We start from the raw sequence: 16,907 nt of genomic DNA, 5'->3' as shown, positions 1-16,907 counted from the left end.
CGGTCTTCTCCAACCGCCCAATCGCCTCGGCAAAGCGCCGCACGGCTTTGGGGTTGCTCAGGGCGCAGGGCATGCCTGCCTGCCACAGCGCAAGGAAGGCATCCTACTCGACTCCGCCGCTGGCTTTCTTCTTGAACTTTAAAGCCGGTGGAACTCTTTGTACCAGCGGATGAAGTTGGGGACGCCCACATCAATGCTGGTGGTGGGTTTATAGCCCAGATCGCCTGAAATCGCGTCGATATCGGCGAAGGATTGGCGCACGTCGCCCGGTTGCATCGGCAGGAGGTTCATCTCTGCCTTGCGGCCAAGTTCGGCCTCCAGAATGCCGATGACTTTCATCAGCGGTTCGGATTTGTGATTGCCGATATTGTACAGGCGGTGGGGCTTCAGGCTGCCGCCAGCCTTTGCCGCGCCATCATCGGGCGGGGGATTATCAAGGCATGCCATCACGCCCGAAACGATATCATCGATATAGGTGAAATCGCGGAACATATCGCCGTTATTGAACACCTGGATCGGCTCGCCCGCCAGAATGGCCTTGGTAAACAGCCACATCATCATGTCCGGACGGCCCCACGGGCCATAGACGGTGAAAAAGCGCAAGCCCGTGAGCGGCAGGCGATAAAGGTGGGCGTATGTCTCGCTCATCAATTCGTCCGCCTTTTTGGTGGCGGCATAGAGCGACATCGGGTGATCGACGCGGTCTTCGACCGAGAACGGCAGTTTGGTATTGCCGCCATAGACCGACGAGGAGGAGGCATAGACCATGTGCTCAGCCTCTCGATGGCGCGCCACTTCAAGCAGGTTCAAGTGACCGACGAGGTTGGACTGCACATAGGCGTGGGGGTTTTCGATCGAATAGCGGACGCCTGCTTGCGCGCCGAGATGGACGATGCGTTCGAACTGCTTGCCTTCAAGCGCGGCGGTGAGGCTCGCGTAATCGGCAAAATCGGTGCGCAGGAAGGTGAAGCGGTCCTTGCCCTGCTCAACCAGCCGGGCAAGGCGCGCTTCTTTCAGCGCGGGATCATAATAGGCGTTGACCACATCAACGCCGATCACTTCGTCGCCGCGCGCAAGCAGGCGCGTGATCAGGGAGTAGCCAATGAAGCCGGCGGCTCCGGTAACGAGGACACGCATCGTAATTCCAATATGTTATGCCGGGAAAGCTTAAGCGAGCGGCTTTAAAGTTTCCAGTCCGCCTTATCGCCTAGCACACCCTTCAGATCGGCTAGAGTGCCGCCCTTTGCCACTAGCGCGGCGATCTTGTCGGCACCGGCAGCCAGATAATATTGGTGCGGGACGGCAAGGAAGACAATGTCGTAAGCTTGTTCGAAAGCATCGCCGGCAAGCGTCAAACCATATTCGTGGCACGCTTCGGCGGGATCGGCGTGGGGATCGTGGACGGTAACGCTGTGGCCCAGCGTCTGCAGTTCGGCAATCACATCGGCGACTTTGGAATTGCGCAGATCGGGCACGTTTTCCTTGAATGTCAGGCCAAGGACGAGGACCGAGCCGGGCTTGCCATCACGTTTGGCGTGAAGTTGGCGCGCAACCCATTGCGCCATGCCATCGTTCACGCCGCGTCCGGCAAGGATCACTTGCGGATCGTGGCCCAGCGCTTCGGCGCGGGCGGAAAGGTAATAGGGATCAACCCCGATGCAGTGCCCGCCAACAAGGCCGGGGGTGAAGGGCAGGAAGTTCCATTTGGTGTTGGAAGCGGCCAGCACATCCCAGATAGAAAGATCCATCTTCGAAAAGATTTGCGTGATCTCGTTCATGAAAGCGATGTTGATATCGCGCTGCGCGTTTTCGATCACTTTGGCGGCTTCTGCGGCCTTGATCGAAGTGGCGCGGAAGACACCGCCCGTGGTGATCGCGGCATAAAGATCGGCGACGCGATCCAGCACTTCAGGCGTCTGGCCCGAGACGACTTTGGTGATTCGATCAATCGTGTGCTCGCGATCACCCGGATTGATGCGTTCGGGGCTGTAGCCAAGGAAGAAGTCTTCCCCGCATTTGAGGCCCGATACGGATTCGAGGATCGGGCCGCAGATATCTTCGGTGACGCCCGGATAGACGGTGCTTTCAAACACGACCACCGGCCTGCGCCCTTCGGCCACGGCATCGGGCAGCATCGCGCCCACGGTGCGCGAGGCCGATTCGACGATGCGCAGATCGGGGTTGTTATCGGCATCGATGGGGGTGGGCACGGTGACGATGTAGAAGTCGCTGGGCGGGCAGACGGCGGCATCGCAGGTCAGGCCAAGGCTCGATTTGGCGAGCCGCTCTGCATCAATTTCGCGCGTGCGGTCATGGCCTTCGGACAATTCGCCGATGCGCTGGGTATCAACGTCAAAGCCGGTGACGTAGAACTTTTTGGCCAGTGCCACGGCCAGCGGCAGGCCGACATAGCCAAGGCCAAGCACGGTTACGCGGGTGGTCGATGAAACCCGCGGGTCGAGACTCGTTGGTGCAGCAGCGGAAATCGAAGAAAACTGGACGGTCACGTGGAATGCGGCCTTTCATGGTTGGCGCACGTCACGCGCCACAATCCGCATGCATAAAGCGAGGCTCTTATTTCACGGTTAACGCTTGCCGATTATTGGTGCGGGCATGGAAAAGACGATTCTCATAGTGTTCGGCACGCGCCCTGAGGCGATCAAGATGTTCCCCGTGGTGCACGCCCTTCAGGCAGACCCCCGTTGCAGGGTAGTGACATGCGTTTCGGCGCAGCATCGCGGCATTCTGGATCAGGTGCTGGAGATTGCAGGGATCGTGCCTGATCACGATCTTGATCTGATGCGCCCCGACCAGACGCTTGACGGTTTGACCGCCGCGCTGCTCACGGGCCTTGGCAAAGTGATGGACGCCGTACAGCCCGATTGGGTTGTGGTGCAGGGCGATACGGCCACCGCTATGGCGGGCGCGCTGGCGGCTTATTATCGCAAGCTGCCGGTGGCGCATGTCGAGGCAGGTCTGCGCAGCCACAACATCTATCACCCCTGGCCCGAAGAGGTGAACCGCAAGATCATCGGCACGATTGCCAAGCTGCACTTTGCGCCGACCGATGTTTCAGCAAGCGCTCTTCTTGCCGAGAATGTCGATCCGGCAGGCGTGCACATCACTGGCAATACGGTGATCGATGCGTTGCAATGGGTGACCGCCAAGATCGCGCGCGAGCCTGAACTGGCGCAAGGATTGGCCGGGATCGAGGCGCGGTTTGCGGGCAAACGAATCATCGGCGTGACCAGCCACCGCCGCGAGAATTTTGGCGGCGGGCTTGAGAACATTGCCGAGGCGATCCGCCAGATTGCCGCGCGCGATGATGTGGCGCTGATCTTTCCGGTCCATCCCAATCCCAACGTGCGCAAAGTGATGGACGATGCGCTGGCTGGCCTGCCCAACGTGGCGATGATCGAGCCGCTGGATTACCCGCATTTTGCGCGGCTGCTGGCGATTGCCGACATCATGCTGACCGATTCGGGCGGCGTCCAGGAAGAAGCGCCGGCGCTGGGCAAGCCGGTGCTGGTGATGCGCGAGACGACCGAGCGGCCCGAAGGCGTGACGGCGGGCACGGCAAAGCTGGTTGGCACCGATGTTCACACCATCGTTTCCGAAATCTTCACCCTCCTCGACGATAAGGCTGCTTATTCAGCTATGGCGCGCGCGCATAACCCGTTCGGGGATGGCCAGACAGCGCGCCGGATTGTGGAGTTGCTGGCGAATGATGGGTGATACAAAGCCGGACGTCTGTGTTGTTGGCCTTGGCTATATCGGGCTTCCGACGGCTGCGATAATTGCCCGCGCGGGTTGTCGCGTGCTGGGCCTCGATGTGTCGCAACGCGTGGTCGATACGATCAATCGCGGCGAAATCCATATCGAGGAAGTGGACCTTGACGGACTGGTCCACGGCGTGGTGCAGCGCGGACTGTTGCGCGCATCGACGCAGATCGAACCGGCTGACGTATTCGTGATCGCGGTGCCGACACCGTTCGAAAAGGACGGTCACCACACGCCCGACATCTCCTATGTTCTGGCCGCCGCGACGCAAGTTGCCGCTGTGCTCAAGGCAGGCGATTGCGTGATCCTTGAATCGACATCGCCGGTTGGCACGACCGAGCAGATGCGCGATCTGATGGCCGGTTTGCGGCCTGACCTGAAGTTTCCGGGCAAGAGCGGCGAGACGCCTGACGTTTCGATCGCCTATTGCCCCGAGCGCGTGCTTCCGGGCCGCATCTTGGAAGAATTGACCAACAACGACCGCTCGATCGGCGGCATCACGCCCCGCTGTGCGCGAAAGGCTTTGGCGTTCTACAAGCGCTTCGTGCGCGGGACGTGCGTCACCACAGATGCGCGTTCGGCCGAAATGACCAAGCTGGTCGAGAACGCCTATCGCGACGTGAACATCGCTTTTGCCAACGAACTTTCGATGGTGGCAGACCGCATGGGGCTGGATGTGTGGGAGGTGATCCGTCTTGCCAACCGCCACCCGCGCGTGAACATCCTGCAACCCGGCCCCGGCGTTGGCGGACACTGCATCGCGGTGGATCCGTGGTTCATCGTGGCCAGCGCGCCTGAAGAAACCCCGCTGATCCGCACCGCGCGCAATGTGAATGATGGCAAGATGCATCATGTGGTCAAGCGCGCCGCCGAACTGATCGAAGCGCATCCGGGCAAGAACGTGGCGTGCCTTGGCCTTGCCTTCAAAGCGAACATTGACGATTTTCGCGAAAGTCCCGCGCGCTATGTTGCTGCCAACCTTGCGCGCCAATTCGGCAACCGGATCCATGTGGTAGAGCCTTATGCGGGTGAATTACCCAAGGAATTTGAAGGCACCGGCGCGGTGCAGATCGATATCGATACAGCGCTCGAAGAGTGCGGCGTGCTGATTGTGCTGGTGGACCATGACGTGTTCAAGGTGGTTCCGCTGGCTGAGCGTTCGGGCAAAGCGGTGTATGACACGCGCGGGATTTGGCCCGATCAGCCGGGTGCGGCCAGTGTCGGCGTAGGGTTGCGGCTGGCGAGTTGATATGTTTGGTGAGGTGGGCGTTATGCCCACCCCGCTGCGACTAACCTCGCCTACGGCTCACTAAGTCTCGCTCCCCTTCCACAAGCGGGAGTGGTTATCAGCGCTTCTTTCCCCCTTCCCGCTTGCGGGAAGGTTCGGGTATGGGCCTTTAACCCTTTAACCCTTTAACCAATAGCAACTGAGCGTTGCTCTTGCGGAACCTCGCGCACCGGCGAGGCCTTGATCCAGCTTTCCAGCGCATCAATATCGGTCGGGCCGGTGACAGCTTCGGGCTTGTCGGCAAAGCTGGCAAAACCATCGCCGCCCAGCGCGAGAAAGCCGTTCACCGTGACGCGGTAGGGCTTGTCCATCGCGAGCGGCTGGCCATCAAGCGTGATCGCCACGATCCGGTCGCCCGACGGGCGTTTGAGATCATACGTGAAGACGAAACCGGCAGAGGGCGCGAGCGCCTGGATCGGGCCGGTGGCATCAAGCCCCAGTTCAAGCGTAGCCTTGATCTGCGCGCCGGTCATCGTTGCGGTGACCACATTGTTGCCGAAGGGCTGGCACAGATAAATGTCGCCAAAGGTCAGCGTGCCATCGGCGGTGGGAACCAGCGGGGCGCGGATGCCAAACGGGTTCATGAACGCGATTTGTGCGCCGGCGCTGCGTGTGGCGGCCAGTTGCGCATCGGCGATCAGGTTGCCGAGCGGTCCGCCTTGCGCGCCTTCGGTCTTGGCAGCGGGGCGATCAATCTTGCCGATCGGGCGCTGGGTGAATGCCTTTGATGCATCGACATAACGCGCGACATATTCGGCGATGTCGGCGCGCGGCTGAAACTGCGGGTAAAGCGTGGTGTTGGACAGTGGTCCGCGCGAGGACGTGTAGGGCACCGACTGCACAATCACGTTTTTGGCCGCTTTGGAAATGACGCGGCCTGAAGCCGGATCGATCTTCAGCGTGATATCGGTGACGAGTTCGCCATAGACGCCCGCGCTGGTCAGCAGGATCGGCTTGGCCGGATTGAGCGTGCCGTAATCGCAGACATAGGACCAATGCGTGTGGCCCGAAACGACCACATCGACGCGCGGATCAAGCCTGTCGAGGACCGGGCGGATATCGCCGCCGAGGTTTTCGCAGCCGTTGGGATCGGGCAGCCCTTGCGTGCGTGCTCCTTGGTGGATCAGCACGATGATCGCATCGGCACCCTGCGCTTTGAGCTTGGGGATAGCGGCGTTGATCGTGTCCGCCTCATCGGCAAAGGTAAGCCCTGCAATGCCGCTGGGGACCACCAGATCGGGCGTGCCTTTGAGCGTAAGGCCGATCACGCCAATGGTTACCGCGCCTTTGCCCTTGCCGAATGTGCGCAGGCCCGTGGCGGGGAACAAAGTGCTGCCATCAGCCTTGACCGTGCTGGCCGAAAGATAGCGGAACTTTGCGCCGGTGAAAGGTTCGATCGCGCAGGGTTCTTTGGCGGTCAGCTTTTCGCAGCCGCCGTTTTGCATGCGCAGCAGTTCGTGCTGGCCGCGGTCGAATTCGTGATTGCCCACTGCGTTGAAATCCACGCCGATGCGGTTCATCACGCCGATGGCGGGTTCATCCAGATAAAGCGAAGAGGCCAATTGCGAGGCGCTGATCATATCGCCCGCCGAAACGGTCAGCGTGTTGGCATATTTGCCGCGCACGGTATCAATCGCAGAGGCCAGCCACGCCGCGCCGCCTGCCGGGACCGGCACGATGCCGCCTTTGCCATCGGGCGCGTTGACCGATTGGCGCGGCGGTTCAAGGCTGCCGTGGAAATCGTTGATCGCGATAATGCCCACTTCGACAGGGGCCGCGGCTTGCCGTTGCGCCATGGGTCCGGCGCAGGAGGCAAGCAGGACGGGCAGGCCAAGGCCGAGAAGATGGCGCAGGCGGAACAGCATGGCAGGGAAGCCTTTTTGATGACGGGGCGGCGCGTTTGTAACGGCTTTAGCCCAACCCCATTGCAGCTTGAAGGCTTTGCCCCACACTTTCTTGTACGGCAAAGCGATTGTGCGAAGCGGCCTCTATCCCTACAATAGTCGGGCATCCCAACCGGCAGGAATCTGTGCGTTATGGCATCTGCGAGCAACGATAGAGAGGCGGTTCGTGCGCGACTGGTAGATCTGGCGCAAACCATTGCTGAAGAGCGCGGAGGCGTTGGATTATCATTGGGCGAACTGGCCGCGCGGGCGAATATGTCGACCGCCAATATTTCGCGCTATTTTGAAACGCGCGAAGAATTGCTGGAGGCCATCGCAGACCACTGGTTCAAGCCAATGGTGACGATCATGGAAGATGTGCTGGCCAGTGATCTGCCGCCCCGGCGCAAAATGTACGAATTTTTCGCCCGCCGGTTTGTGGCGATGCGGGTGAAGTGGGAGGCCGATCCGGTCAAGCTTCAGTCGCACGTCGATGTGGGTTCCGAGCATTTTGAACAGGTGCGCAGCTATATTGATCTGGCCGATCACTATCTGGGCGAAATCATTGGCGAAGCGATGAGCGAAGGTGCCTTTGCCGGGTTGGGCATTGATGAGACGATCAGTCTGGTGAACCAGATGGTCGCGCCCTATTGTTCGCTGACGACGATGGTGATGTTGATGGATCGGCTCAGCGAGGAAAAGCTGGCGCGGATAATCGATACGATTTTCGACGGACTCTCAGCGCAGGATCGCGGCGCGCGGGCGGTTAGCGGGTTGCGCGCTGCCTGACGATCAGGCGTTTGCGCCGAGCAGAACCTTGCGCATATCGCCGCGATGACGGCGATTAAGCACGAACAACGTCGCCATGATCACAACCCCGCCGCCAAAGAACGCCAAGAGCCCGTGGGCAAGCGCAGCGGGTGACCAATGCCCGCGCCACGCACACCACAATCCGGAAAGCACCAGCAGCGACAGGAAATCAGCGTTGAACTGGCCCGACCACGCGCCTTGTGCAATACTGCCGAAGAACACCGGCAGCAGGCCCAGCCCGTGGTGCATCACCACCACGCCTGTGAAAACAACCAAAGCGGTCCACGCAATCGCCAGATAGATCCTGAACATGGTGCACCACTCTCCCTTTTCTGCTTTTGGAGGAGGTTAGATCACGCTGCGGATTTGCACCAGTCCCCGCGCTTGCCTTGCCAGATTTCGGCAAGGCCTTCGTCGGCCAGTTTTGCGCCAAGGCTTTTGCCATTGCGTGTCACCACGCGCAGCGCGCGGCCATAGCGATCCACCTCGCGCCCGCGCACTTCTAGCGTGAACGGTCCGGCGTTGAGCAATTGCGCAAGCCGCAATTTGGCGCGCGCGCCCAGCGCGGCTTCATAGGCGCATGAAGGGTTGGTGGTTTCAGGCGTGTTGATATCGGCCATGCGGATTTTGGTGCCCACATACCAGAACGTATCGCCATCCACGATACAGGTCACGCGCTTGGCCGATCCGCAAGGTTCAAAGCGCGCCTGTACCGCATCGGCAGGGGCGGCGCTGGCTGTGGTGGCTAGTAGCGGCAATACAAATGCCGTTGCGAGGAGTATCAATCTGCATGTCATTGCACAGCAATGCCTTGCAGTGGCTCGCAATGCGCCTCAGTATGGATACTTGCGAAAAGACACTAAGTATAAGCGCACGAATGGTAACGGGTACATAAGAATTTTGTGGCAAAACCCGGTCCATGCTTAGACCGCGCCTCAACACTGTATTCGCCAGCCGCTGGAAAGCTGTGCTGTGGTCAGTTTCGATCCTGCTATTTGCCTTGCGGATGGTGCCATCTGCGGAGGAAACAAAGGCTTCGAAAGCCCGCGCGGTTCAAGTAGACCCTTGGGCGCTGGATAAACCGGGAACCGAATAGAGGTTTCGTACCGGAAATCCGGTGCGGCCTTTCACAGGCCGCACCGTTATCCATTAGCTTGCGCGGCGCACTTTGTTGCGGTGTGCGCCAACGCCCGGAGCGCCGCCGCCACGGGGGCGGAAGGTGCGCGGCTTGTCGCCACCGGCACCGGCATCGCCCAAGGGATTGCGCACGGGGCCGCGATCATTGCTGCGTTCACCATCACGCTGTTCCTGACGCGGGCTGACATCGCGCGGACGACCGTCGCGACCTTGCGCGCGGCCACCATGGCTTTGACCGCCACCGCCACCGCCGCCACGCGATTGACCGTTGCCGCCACGGCCACCGTTACCGCGCTGGGCGCGGGCATCGTGGCGGGCATCACGCTCTTCTTCGGCGGGTTTGCGGCTGGGCGCAGGAAGCTTGGCGGCTTCGGCCATGAAGTTTTCGGGCAGTGGCATCGTGTCCACCTTCAGGCGGGTCAGACGCTCGATGTCCTTGAGGTAGGGCTTTTCGTCAGGCGCACAGAAGCTGATCGCGATGCCATCAGCGCCAGCGCGCGCTGTGCGGCCGATGCGGTGAACGTACTGTTCGGGCACGTTGGGCAGTTCATAGTTGAACACGTGGGAAACGCCCGAAACGTCGATCCCGCGCGCTGCGATATCGGTTGCGATCAGCACCGGGCATGAACCCTGACGGAATGCGTCTAAAGCTGCGGTGCGTTGGGCCTGGCTCTTATTGCCGTGAATGGCGCGTGCTTCGATCCCGGCAGAGGTGAGGTGGCGAACAACGCGGTCGGCACCATGCTTGGTGCGGGTAAATACCAGCGCACGGTCCATTTCCTTGCTTTCCAGCAAGGCGCGGATACGCAACGTGAGAAGCGCCTGCTTTTCGGCCTGATTGACGAAAGTAACGTACTGTTCGACGCGCTCAGCCGTCGTCGAATTCGGGGCAACTTCAACACGCACCGGATTGACGATGAACTGCTTGCCCAGATCCTCGATCGCCTTTGGCATGGTGGCCGAGAAGAACAGGCTCTGGCGCGTCTTTGGCAGCAAGTTCGCCACGCGCTTCAGCGCATGGATAAAGCCAAGGTCCATCATCTGGTCAGCTTCGTCGAGAACGAAGATTTCGGTGCGGCCCAGCGTCAGCGCGCGGTTGTCGATCAGATCGAGCAAGCGGCCTGGCGTGGCGACGAGGATATCGATGCCGGGCACCAGACGGCGGGCCTGCTTGCTGATCGGCACACCGCCGAACACGCAAGCGACCGAAATCTTGAGGTACTTGGCATAACCTTCAATGTTGTCGGCAATCTGAGCGGCCAGTTCGCGCGTGGGCGAAAGGATCAGCATGCGGCATGAAGCGGGCTTGCGCTCGATCGGGTTAGCGGCAAGGCGGTGCAACGAAGGCAGCGCAAATGCGGCGGTCTTGCCGGTGCCGGTCTGCGCAATGCCGAGCAAATCGCGGCCTTCGAGCAGGGCAGGGATGGCTTGGCGCTGGATCGGCGTAGGGTCGTTGTAACCCTTGGCTTCGAGGGCGCGGAGGATGGGTTCGGCAAGGCCGAGTTCTGCGAAAAATGACATAAAAATGCTTTCATGGGTGCATCGGCAAAAGCCGACACACGGGGGAGGTTCGCTGTGCGCACCAACCTGAATAGGAGACGCGCGGGGTCGATCGTGCGACCCGTGCGTGAAAGGGGAAGCGGGCGGGGCAAAACCATTCATCCGGGGCGGATTTCAGCCGTTTCAGCGAAATCTCACGCCAGCACCCGGATTGCAGCGGATGTCCGCCGCCGGTCTTGCTGCGCTGCACATAGGCGTAGACTGGCGATAAAGCAAGGATTTTCCGGCAAAAGGGCGTTGCCAGTGCGGATGTGCCCCGCCAACATGCGCGGCAAAGGAGTGCTTCATGCGCGTGATGTTCGGAATTCTGGCAAGTCTTGCTGTGGCAAGCGGCAGCGCGCAGGCCGCGCCCAATGTGTCCGAGGCCAAGATGATCGCCACGGTCGATGCCGAACAGGCACGCACGCTCAAATTTCTCGAAACGATGGTCAACCAGAATTCCGGCAGCCGAAATCTCGATGGAGTGCGCAAGGTGCGCGATATCGTGATCCCCGAATTCACCGCACTGGGCTTCACCGCGCGCTGGATCCCGATGGAGCAGACCGAACGCGCAGGCCACCTCGTTCTGACCCATAAAGGCCGCAAAGGTGCCAAGAAATTGCTGTTGATCGGCCACCTCGATACCGTGTTCGAACCCGATTCTCCGTTCCAGCAATACGTTCTGAGAGGGGACAAAGCCATCGGTCCGGGCGTGGGCGATGATAAGGGCGGGATCGCGGTGATCGTGGCAGCCCTGCGCGCGATGCAGGCAGCTGGCACCCTGAAAGACGCCAACATCGAAGTGTTCCTGACCGGCGACGAGGAAGAAGCAGGCCACCCGGTTGAGGTGGCGCGCGCCGATCTGGTGGCATCGGCCAAAGCGGCGCATATCGCGCTCGACTTCGAAGGTCTAAGCCGTGTTGATGGCAAAGACATGGGCTCCATCGCGCGGCGCTCATCGCAAAGCTGGACGCTGACGATTGAAGCAAAGTCCGGCCATTCCAGCGGCGTGTGGAGCGCGAATGCGGGCGATGGGGCGATCTATGCCGCCGCGCGGATCGTCACCGCATTGCGCGATGAATTGCCCGAACCGTACCTCACGCTCAACGTCGGCCTGATTGCGGGCGGGGCCGGGGCCGAAGTTGCCGAAGATAACGCGCATGTTTCCGCACAGGGCAAAACCAACATCATTGCAGGCAAGGCGGTGGCGCGTGGCGATCTGCGCACGCTCAGCCCTGAACAGAACACCGCGGCCATGCGCAAGATGGAGGCCATCGTCGCGCGCCCGTTCCCCGGCGTTACCTCTGCCAGGATCGAATTCAGCGAAGGCTATCCGCCGATGGCCCCGACCGATGGCAACAAGGCGCTGCTTGCACGGCTCAATGCGGTGAACACCACACTCGGGCTTGAGCAGATGCAACCGCTTGATCCGATGAAGCGCGGCGCGGGCGATATCAGCTTTGTTGCGGCCTATATCGACGGACTGGTCGGACTTGGCCCCTATTCCACCGGCGACCATGCGCCGGGAGAAACGGTTGACGTGCCCAGCCTTTGGACGCAAGCCAAACGCGCGGCCTTGCTGATGAGCCGCCTTGCCAGTGAAAAGGCCCCTGCAACCAAGTGATCCTCGCCCCGCCAATTCCTGATCTGCCAAGTCCTTGCAATCAAGTCTGCACTATCGATCCGGTCACGCAGCTCTGCCAAGGTTGCGCCCGCACGCTTGGTGAAATCGCGGCTTGGGGCAGTGCCAGCCCTGCGGAAAAGCACGCGATCCTCGCGCAGCTTGAGCGCCGTCAAAGCGTCAGCAGTATGTCAACATAACCATAGCGGGTATTGCCGGTATCGGGCGCGTTGGGCGCATCGCGCAGCAAGCTGCGCTTGATCAGCGTCGCGGCGCCTGCATCCACTTGCAACCGTCCCGGCACAATCCAATGCCGCACACGCGCCTCGATCTGATGGCCCGCCAGCCGGCCAGAAGCGCCGCTGCCATCGCGCACACCGGTTGCGGCAAAGTTGTCCCGCGCATTGTGCGCCCATGCGCTGCGCCACGCGATAAAGCCATCGGTGCGCTTCGATGGAGCAATCTCAAGCCGTGCCGATGGCGATATCATGTTGGCACGGCTAAATGGCCCGTAAAGCCCGTTTGGTCCGAATTCAAACCGGCGCGCGCCATAAAGCGTATCGAACCGGCTGAACTTCCCTGCTTTGCCACCATCACCGCTGGCTGCATCGAACATTGCCACCACGCGCGGTTTCCATGATCCCGGCAGGGTGAGGCCCACCTCAGCATGAATGAGCCATGCCGATACATCGAGATCAGCGATATCTGCCGCCGCAGAAGATCGGCGCACTTTGCCAAACTGGTAGGCGGCTTCAATGTCATGGTCCCAATGGCCCGCCGATGGTGCGCGAAACAGCCGCGCGCCAAGCGTGGCAAGGCGGCGGTTGCGGGTTAGCCGATCAGGGCTGTCACGCTCGATCAAGCCATAGCCGTAAGGCTGGAACACGCCGTTCAGCACACGGGGCAAAGTGCCTTGCGCGCCAAAGAACATCAGGTCGGTGCTCTCCTGATCCCACACCACCCGGTCTGCCCGCACGCCAGCGGCGTCTTCGGGCAAGCGCACGTGCGGCATAGCCCAGATCACATCGATCTTCTGCCCGCCCTGTGCCGTCCAGCCCAGATGCGCGCCGGTAAAGGCATTGGTCGCATTGCGAAACCGCTGGCGCGAAACCAGCCGCCGCCCGGCAAGGTCCAGCGTAAAGCGGCCCGCCGTCACCATGCCGTGGCCGCCAGCCGCCTTGCTGCCCAGCTCAATTTTTATATGGGCCTGCACCAACTCCAGCGCGTTGACCTCACCCGTCCCTGCCGACGACCTTATGTCTTGCGCCCATGCCCGCGCGTCCCACAATTCCGCGCCAAACCGCACTGGCCCTGCATCATATTCAGCCTCGATCGCCGTCTTCAACGAGATCATTGTATCGTTGGTCGGGGTATTCGGCCGAAACTGCCCGTCGATTGCTTCTACCCGCAGCCGCGCCGAAGCGGCAATCGAAAACGGACCTTCCTCAGCCAAAACGGTGGATGGGCAAAGGCCCAGGCTAAGGACTGCCAAGGCAAGAGATCTGGACATATTGCTCCATGTGCGTCCGTTGTCGGGCAGCGCGGGTGTTCGGACGCCTAGCGCGCCCTTGCGACAATTGCCAGACACGCCTATCGGAGCGTCAAGTCACTTGGGGAGTAGTCGCCGCGCTTGCGCGGTCCCATCCATCGCAAAGATGGCGCGTCAACATACTTGGCCGAGAGGCCATGGCGCAGGCAGACGGGGTCATCCGTCTGGACGAGACCAATGACGGCAGCTTTTCGTCCGGGCCGGGCGGGGAGGAATGTCGTCGTTGTCTCAGTTCCCGTCCGGCCCCGAAAGAACCTGCCATGTTCGAAGCCCTGACCACGTCAACCGCCATCGTCGCGCTCGCCGAGATTGGCGACAAGACGCAATTGCTCGCCATCGTGCTGGCCACCCGCTTCAAAAAGCCGGTGCCGATTGTGCTGGGCGTCCTGTTCGCCACGCTCGCCAATCATTTCCTTGCCGCGTTTTTGGGCGCGACTGCTGCATCTTTCCTCGATGGCATGTGGTTCCGCTTCGCCGTCGCGGTCGGCTTTGTGGCGATGGGCCTGTGGACGCTGGTGCCCGACACGTTCGATGATGACGATGCGCCAAAGCCCTCGCGCTATGGCCCGTTCCTCACCACGCTGGTCGCGTTCTTCATTGTTGAAATGGGCGACAAGACACAGATCGCCACCATCGCCCTTGGGGCGCGGTTCAACGATGCGCTGGCCGTCACCGCGGGCACTACGTTGGGCATGATGATCGCCAATGTGCCCGCCGTGTTCCTCGGCCAGGCCCTGATCAAGCGCGTGCCGCTCGACGTGGTGCGGATGATCGCGGCGGCGCTGCTGGTCGCCACCGGCGTGTGGCTGTTCATTCAAACGCTGGGCATCTGGTAAAGGCGCTTTACGCGTTCGTCATTTGTTCCTAACCAGCTAACCATGACCGAATCAACCGCCGCTGTGATCGAAGCTGCCGTAGAGCCTGAAGCCCGCGCCGTGGCGCGCGGCATCTGCCGTCTGTTTGCGCGCAATGATATCTGGTGCATGCCAGAAATGCCGTTGCGCTCAAACCGCCGCGCCGATCTCATGGGGATCGATGCCAAGGGGCAGGTGATCATCGTCGAAATCAAGGTCAGCCGCGCCGATCTGCTCGGCGATGCCAAGTGGACCGATTACCTTGATCATTGTGACCGGTTCTATTGGGGTCTCGCCCCGCATCTTGATCGCGCTGTGCTGGAAACCGAAGATTTCCTGCCTCAGGCCTGCGGGGTGATTGTCGCCGATGGCTATGACGCGGAAATCCTGCGGCCTGCTCCCACAATCCCGCTTGCCGCGGCCCGCCGCAAGGTTGAGGTTGAGCGTCTGGCCCGCGCGTCCTTGCGGCGGCAACTGGTGGGCATCGATCCGCATTGCGCCACATGGGGTGCAGAATAGTACCAATCAGGCGCGGCGTTTGATCCCCAACGGCGGGATCAGCGTCAGCAACGCGGCGCGCGTGGTGACAAACTCCTGCCACAGCGCTTGCGCGGCTGGTACAGGGGAAACCCCTCGTGCTGAAACCGCCAGCAGCGCCGTCAGGCCCGGCTCCATGATCGATGCCAGATCATCAACTCCTTGTTTTGCGAGATCATAGCGCCACCCGCCGGTATCGCGCATGATCGCCGGGAAATTGCGCACCTCGGGCTTGCGCACTTCCGGCGGCATCCCCGCCAACGTGCAAACAACGCCAGCGGCATCATGCAACGCCGCCCATGTCATGGATAAAGCCTGACCAAACACGGGCTGGCCATCGCCATGTGGCTTGGCCGCAGGTATCGAATCACGAGAGCCGGATGGTGTGGGTTGCATGAGTCGCACCCTAAGCCTGCGCCGCCTACCAAATTGCTAAAACCTCCAAACCAAACCACCCGATCCTGCAACAAAATCGCTGGCAACCACGCCAAGGCGCTGCTACGTGCTTTTTCGGCTTAAGCACCCGTAGCTCAGCTGGATAGAGTACTGCCCTCCGAAGGCAGGGGTCACAGGTTCGAATCCTGTCGGGTGCGCCATTTTTTCAAAGACTTAGAAGTGATCTAAATCTTCTTCCTGTAAAAATCCCAGAAAACCGGGGGTTGAAATAGACCTCGATTTAGTGGGGCTGTTGCAAGGCTAGCACATTCCATCGCGCCGGATGTTGATGGCATTGCCCCATAGCATGTTGGCAAAATGTGCGGCTTGGTCAGTAGCAGTTCGACAGACATAGTTCGCGATCATGCGCGCATCACCGGGTTGGTAAAGCCATTTGCATCGCTTGCGTCATGGTGCCCCTGGCAGGACTCGAACCTGCATCGTAAAGGATAGAGGCCTTTTGCCCTGTCCAGTTGGGCGACGGGGGCCTTGGAGCGGCCTAGGAGATTCGAGCTCCTGTGAACGGGATGGAAGCCCGGTGCCTGACCACTCGGCCAAGGCCGCTCAATGCTAGAGCGTCAGGGTCTGAGGCGTCCGGAAGCCCAGATGCAGCACATAACAGCAATGCATGCAGGATCGAGGGCTTCGTTCGACATTCGGATGGTTATAGGCTCATTGGCCGAAATGGAAAGTGTGCCTGATCACGTCTCGATGTTACGAAGACGTGAGGTGGGTTAATCTATGAAAATGTGTTTTCAACGTAGATCGCACTCATCTTCCAACAGCTTGTAGAACCGGGCTCAAGCCACGTGCCAAGGACTGGTGGGAACCATGTTATAGGGTTTTCCTGACCGTGCCGCGGGCGTTGGTAAACATCCCGCCGACCTCTTTCGCGGCTTGCTCTAGCGTGTGCAACGCAAGAGCCAAGTTACCCGACTCTAGAGCTTGGTCGTGGATCTTCTGAAGACGGCGAAGCCGGAACGCACGACGAGCGATTGGCACGTCTGCAACTTCCTGTTCAAATCGCTCACGGGCAGCAGCATGTAGGGCACGTAGTCGTTCAGAAGCAGCGCACTGGAACGACGTCGGATCGTATGTGCGGACGTGCCGTGGGGTGATGTGCACGCCGCACTCATGACTTATCATGTCCGCTACCTCGGCATGGCTCCAGTAACAGGCAAGAAGCTCGACAATTCGCCGTTTTACAGCTTCAGGCAGACGCCTCAACGGGTATCTCCCACGTAACTTTTGCACGTCATGTCAACGTCAGTCTGACGTCTAATCGAGCGCACGGAAAAGACTGCTACGAGCGCGAGCATTGTCGCGAAAAGGGTACGTCCCTTCGACGTCAAGACGTCAAACCAATGACGTCGAACCACGTTACCAAGACGTACCCATAGCTCAGATTTGAGCCACCAAAGGGCATGTTCAGAACCATACGGCCCAAGCGGGCTAAAGACCGTCGACTTTGAAT

17 protein-coding genes, 3 tRNA genes and 1 riboswitch are annotated in these 16,907 nt (G+C 60.5%); of the genes, 9 read left to right on the top strand and 11 right to left on the bottom strand.

Translation table 11 applies throughout. From position 1 onward, the window contains the following. Positions 1–138: 138 nt before the first annotated feature. Both IP81_RS17950 and IP81_RS17945 read right to left on the bottom strand, forming a co-directional pair. Entirely contained in the window at positions 139–1,137 is a 999-nt protein-coding gene (locus tag IP81_RS17950) for a GDP-mannose 4,6-dehydratase (protein WP_054109374.1), read from the bottom strand. A 44-nt stretch (positions 1,138–1,181) separates the two neighbouring features. Beyond that, the gene (locus IP81_RS17945) at positions 1,182–2,507 is read right to left on the bottom strand and encodes a nucleotide sugar dehydrogenase (protein ID WP_082356294.1); all 1,326 of its coding nucleotides are present in this window, start codon (positions 2,505–2,507) and stop codon (positions 1,182–1,184) included. Positions 2,508–2,613: 106 nt separating this feature from the next. Between IP81_RS17945 and wecB the strand changes: the two genes are divergently transcribed. Beyond that, the gene (wecB, locus tag IP81_RS17940) at positions 2,614–3,735 is read left to right on the top strand and encodes a non-hydrolyzing UDP-N-acetylglucosamine 2-epimerase (RefSeq protein ID WP_054109373.1); all 1,122 of its coding nucleotides are present in this window, start codon (positions 2,614–2,616) and stop codon (positions 3,733–3,735) included. Further along, entirely contained in the window at positions 3,725–5,029 is a 1,305-nt protein-coding gene (gene wecC / locus IP81_RS17935; RefSeq protein WP_054109372.1) for a UDP-N-acetyl-D-mannosamine dehydrogenase, read from the top strand. The genes wecB and wecC overlap by 11 nt, the downstream gene beginning before the upstream one ends. A 164-nt stretch (positions 5,030–5,193) precedes the next feature. Here wecC and IP81_RS17930 read toward each other — a convergent pair whose 3' ends face one another. After that, positions 5,194–6,933, bottom strand: a complete 1,740-nt coding sequence (locus tag IP81_RS17930; protein WP_082356297.1) for a bifunctional UDP-sugar hydrolase/5'-nucleotidase — start codon at positions 6,931–6,933, stop codon at positions 5,194–5,196. A 171-nt stretch (positions 6,934–7,104) separates the two neighbouring features. Here IP81_RS17930 and IP81_RS17925 point away from each other — a divergent pair, with 171 nt between their 5' ends. Then, positions 7,105–7,740: a TetR/AcrR family transcriptional regulator gene (locus tag IP81_RS17925; protein ID WP_054109371.1), complete on the top strand. Its 636-nt coding sequence runs from the start codon at positions 7,105–7,107 to the stop codon at positions 7,738–7,740. Between the two features lie 3 nt (positions 7,741–7,743). Here the strand turns inward: IP81_RS17925 and IP81_RS17920 are convergent, their stop codons facing one another. After that, entirely contained in the window at positions 7,744–8,073 is a 330-nt protein-coding gene (locus tag IP81_RS17920; RefSeq protein WP_054109370.1) for a hypothetical protein, read from the bottom strand. Between the two features lie 41 nt (positions 8,074–8,114). Continuing rightward, positions 8,115–8,546, bottom strand: a complete 432-nt coding sequence (locus tag IP81_RS17915; RefSeq protein WP_231627118.1) for a thermonuclease family protein — start codon at positions 8,544–8,546, stop codon at positions 8,115–8,117. 134 nt (positions 8,547–8,680) lie between these two features. Between IP81_RS17915 and IP81_RS20610 the strand changes: the two genes are divergently transcribed. After that, a complete protein-coding gene (locus IP81_RS20610; protein WP_157573337.1) occupies positions 8,681–8,857 on the top strand; it encodes a hypothetical protein in 177 nt (58 codons plus the stop codon). A 53-nt stretch (positions 8,858–8,910) separates the two neighbouring features. Here the strand turns inward: IP81_RS20610 and IP81_RS17910 are convergent, their stop codons facing one another. Then, complete coding sequence (locus IP81_RS17910; RefSeq protein ID WP_054109369.1) at positions 8,911–10,419, bottom strand: DEAD/DEAH box helicase; 1,509 nt, start codon at positions 10,417–10,419, stop codon at positions 8,911–8,913. Positions 10,420–10,744: 325 nt separating this feature from the next. Between IP81_RS17910 and IP81_RS17905 the strand changes: the two genes are divergently transcribed. Next, positions 10,745–12,061, top strand: a complete 1,317-nt coding sequence (locus IP81_RS17905; protein ID WP_054109368.1) for a M20/M25/M40 family metallo-hydrolase — start codon at positions 10,745–10,747, stop codon at positions 12,059–12,061. Then, entirely contained in the window at positions 12,058–12,258 is a 201-nt protein-coding gene (locus IP81_RS19900) for a DUF1289 domain-containing protein (RefSeq protein ID WP_231627117.1), read from the top strand. The genes IP81_RS17905 and IP81_RS19900 overlap by 4 nt, the downstream gene beginning before the upstream one ends. On the opposite strand, the gene IP81_RS17900 is transcribed toward IP81_RS19900, so the two are convergent. Beyond that, positions 12,231–13,568, bottom strand: a complete 1,338-nt coding sequence (locus IP81_RS17900; protein WP_054109367.1) for an alginate export family protein — start codon at positions 13,566–13,568, stop codon at positions 12,231–12,233. The two genes, IP81_RS19900 and IP81_RS17900, sit on opposite strands and share 28 nt — an antisense overlap. Before the next feature lie 89 nt (positions 13,569–13,657). Then, positions 13,658–13,848: riboswitch (yybP-ykoY riboswitch) on the top strand. Positions 13,849–13,867: 19 nt separating this feature from the next. Between IP81_RS17900 and IP81_RS17895 the strand changes: the two genes are divergently transcribed. Together IP81_RS17895 and IP81_RS17890 are read left to right on the top strand one after the other, a co-directional pair. Further along, complete coding sequence (locus IP81_RS17895) at positions 13,868–14,443, top strand: TMEM165/GDT1 family protein (protein ID WP_054109366.1); 576 nt, start codon at positions 13,868–13,870, stop codon at positions 14,441–14,443. A 42-nt stretch (positions 14,444–14,485) separates the two neighbouring features. Beyond that, positions 14,486–14,980 carry an MmcB family DNA repair protein gene (locus IP81_RS17890; protein WP_054109365.1) on the top strand — a complete coding sequence of 165 codons (495 nt, stop codon included), beginning with the start codon at positions 14,486–14,488 and terminating at the stop codon, positions 14,978–14,980. A gap of 6 nt (positions 14,981–14,986) precedes the next feature. On the opposite strand, the gene IP81_RS17885 is transcribed toward IP81_RS17890, so the two are convergent. Continuing rightward, entirely contained in the window at positions 14,987–15,394 is a 408-nt protein-coding gene (locus IP81_RS17885) for a hypothetical protein (protein WP_231627114.1), read from the bottom strand. A 123-nt stretch (positions 15,395–15,517) separates the two neighbouring features. On the opposite strand from IP81_RS17885, the gene IP81_RS17880 reads away from it, so the two are divergent. Continuing rightward, positions 15,518–15,594, top strand: a tRNA-Arg gene (locus IP81_RS17880). Between the two features lie 250 nt (positions 15,595–15,844). Here the strand turns inward: IP81_RS17880 and IP81_RS17875 are convergent. The 3 genes from IP81_RS17875 to IP81_RS21740 form a co-directional block, all read right to left on the bottom strand. Then, positions 15,845–15,921: transfer RNA gene (locus IP81_RS17875), tRNA-Arg, on the bottom strand. Positions 15,922–15,923: 2 nt separating this feature from the next. After that, positions 15,924–15,997 (bottom strand) — tRNA-Gly (locus IP81_RS17870). A 270-nt stretch (positions 15,998–16,267) separates the two neighbouring features. Next, the gene (locus tag IP81_RS21740; protein WP_082356292.1) at positions 16,268–16,687 is read right to left on the bottom strand and encodes a DUF2280 domain-containing protein; all 420 of its coding nucleotides are present in this window, start codon (positions 16,685–16,687) and stop codon (positions 16,268–16,270) included. Positions 16,688–16,907: the final 220 nt, after the last annotated feature.

The sequence above is a fragment of the Novosphingobium sp. AAP83 genome (assembly GCF_001295795.1).
Classification (GTDB): Bacteria; Pseudomonadota; Alphaproteobacteria; order Sphingomonadales; family Sphingomonadaceae; genus Novosphingobium.
Note: the sequence above shows the minus strand (reverse complement) of the source record. Positions and strands in the feature narration are given on the sequence as shown.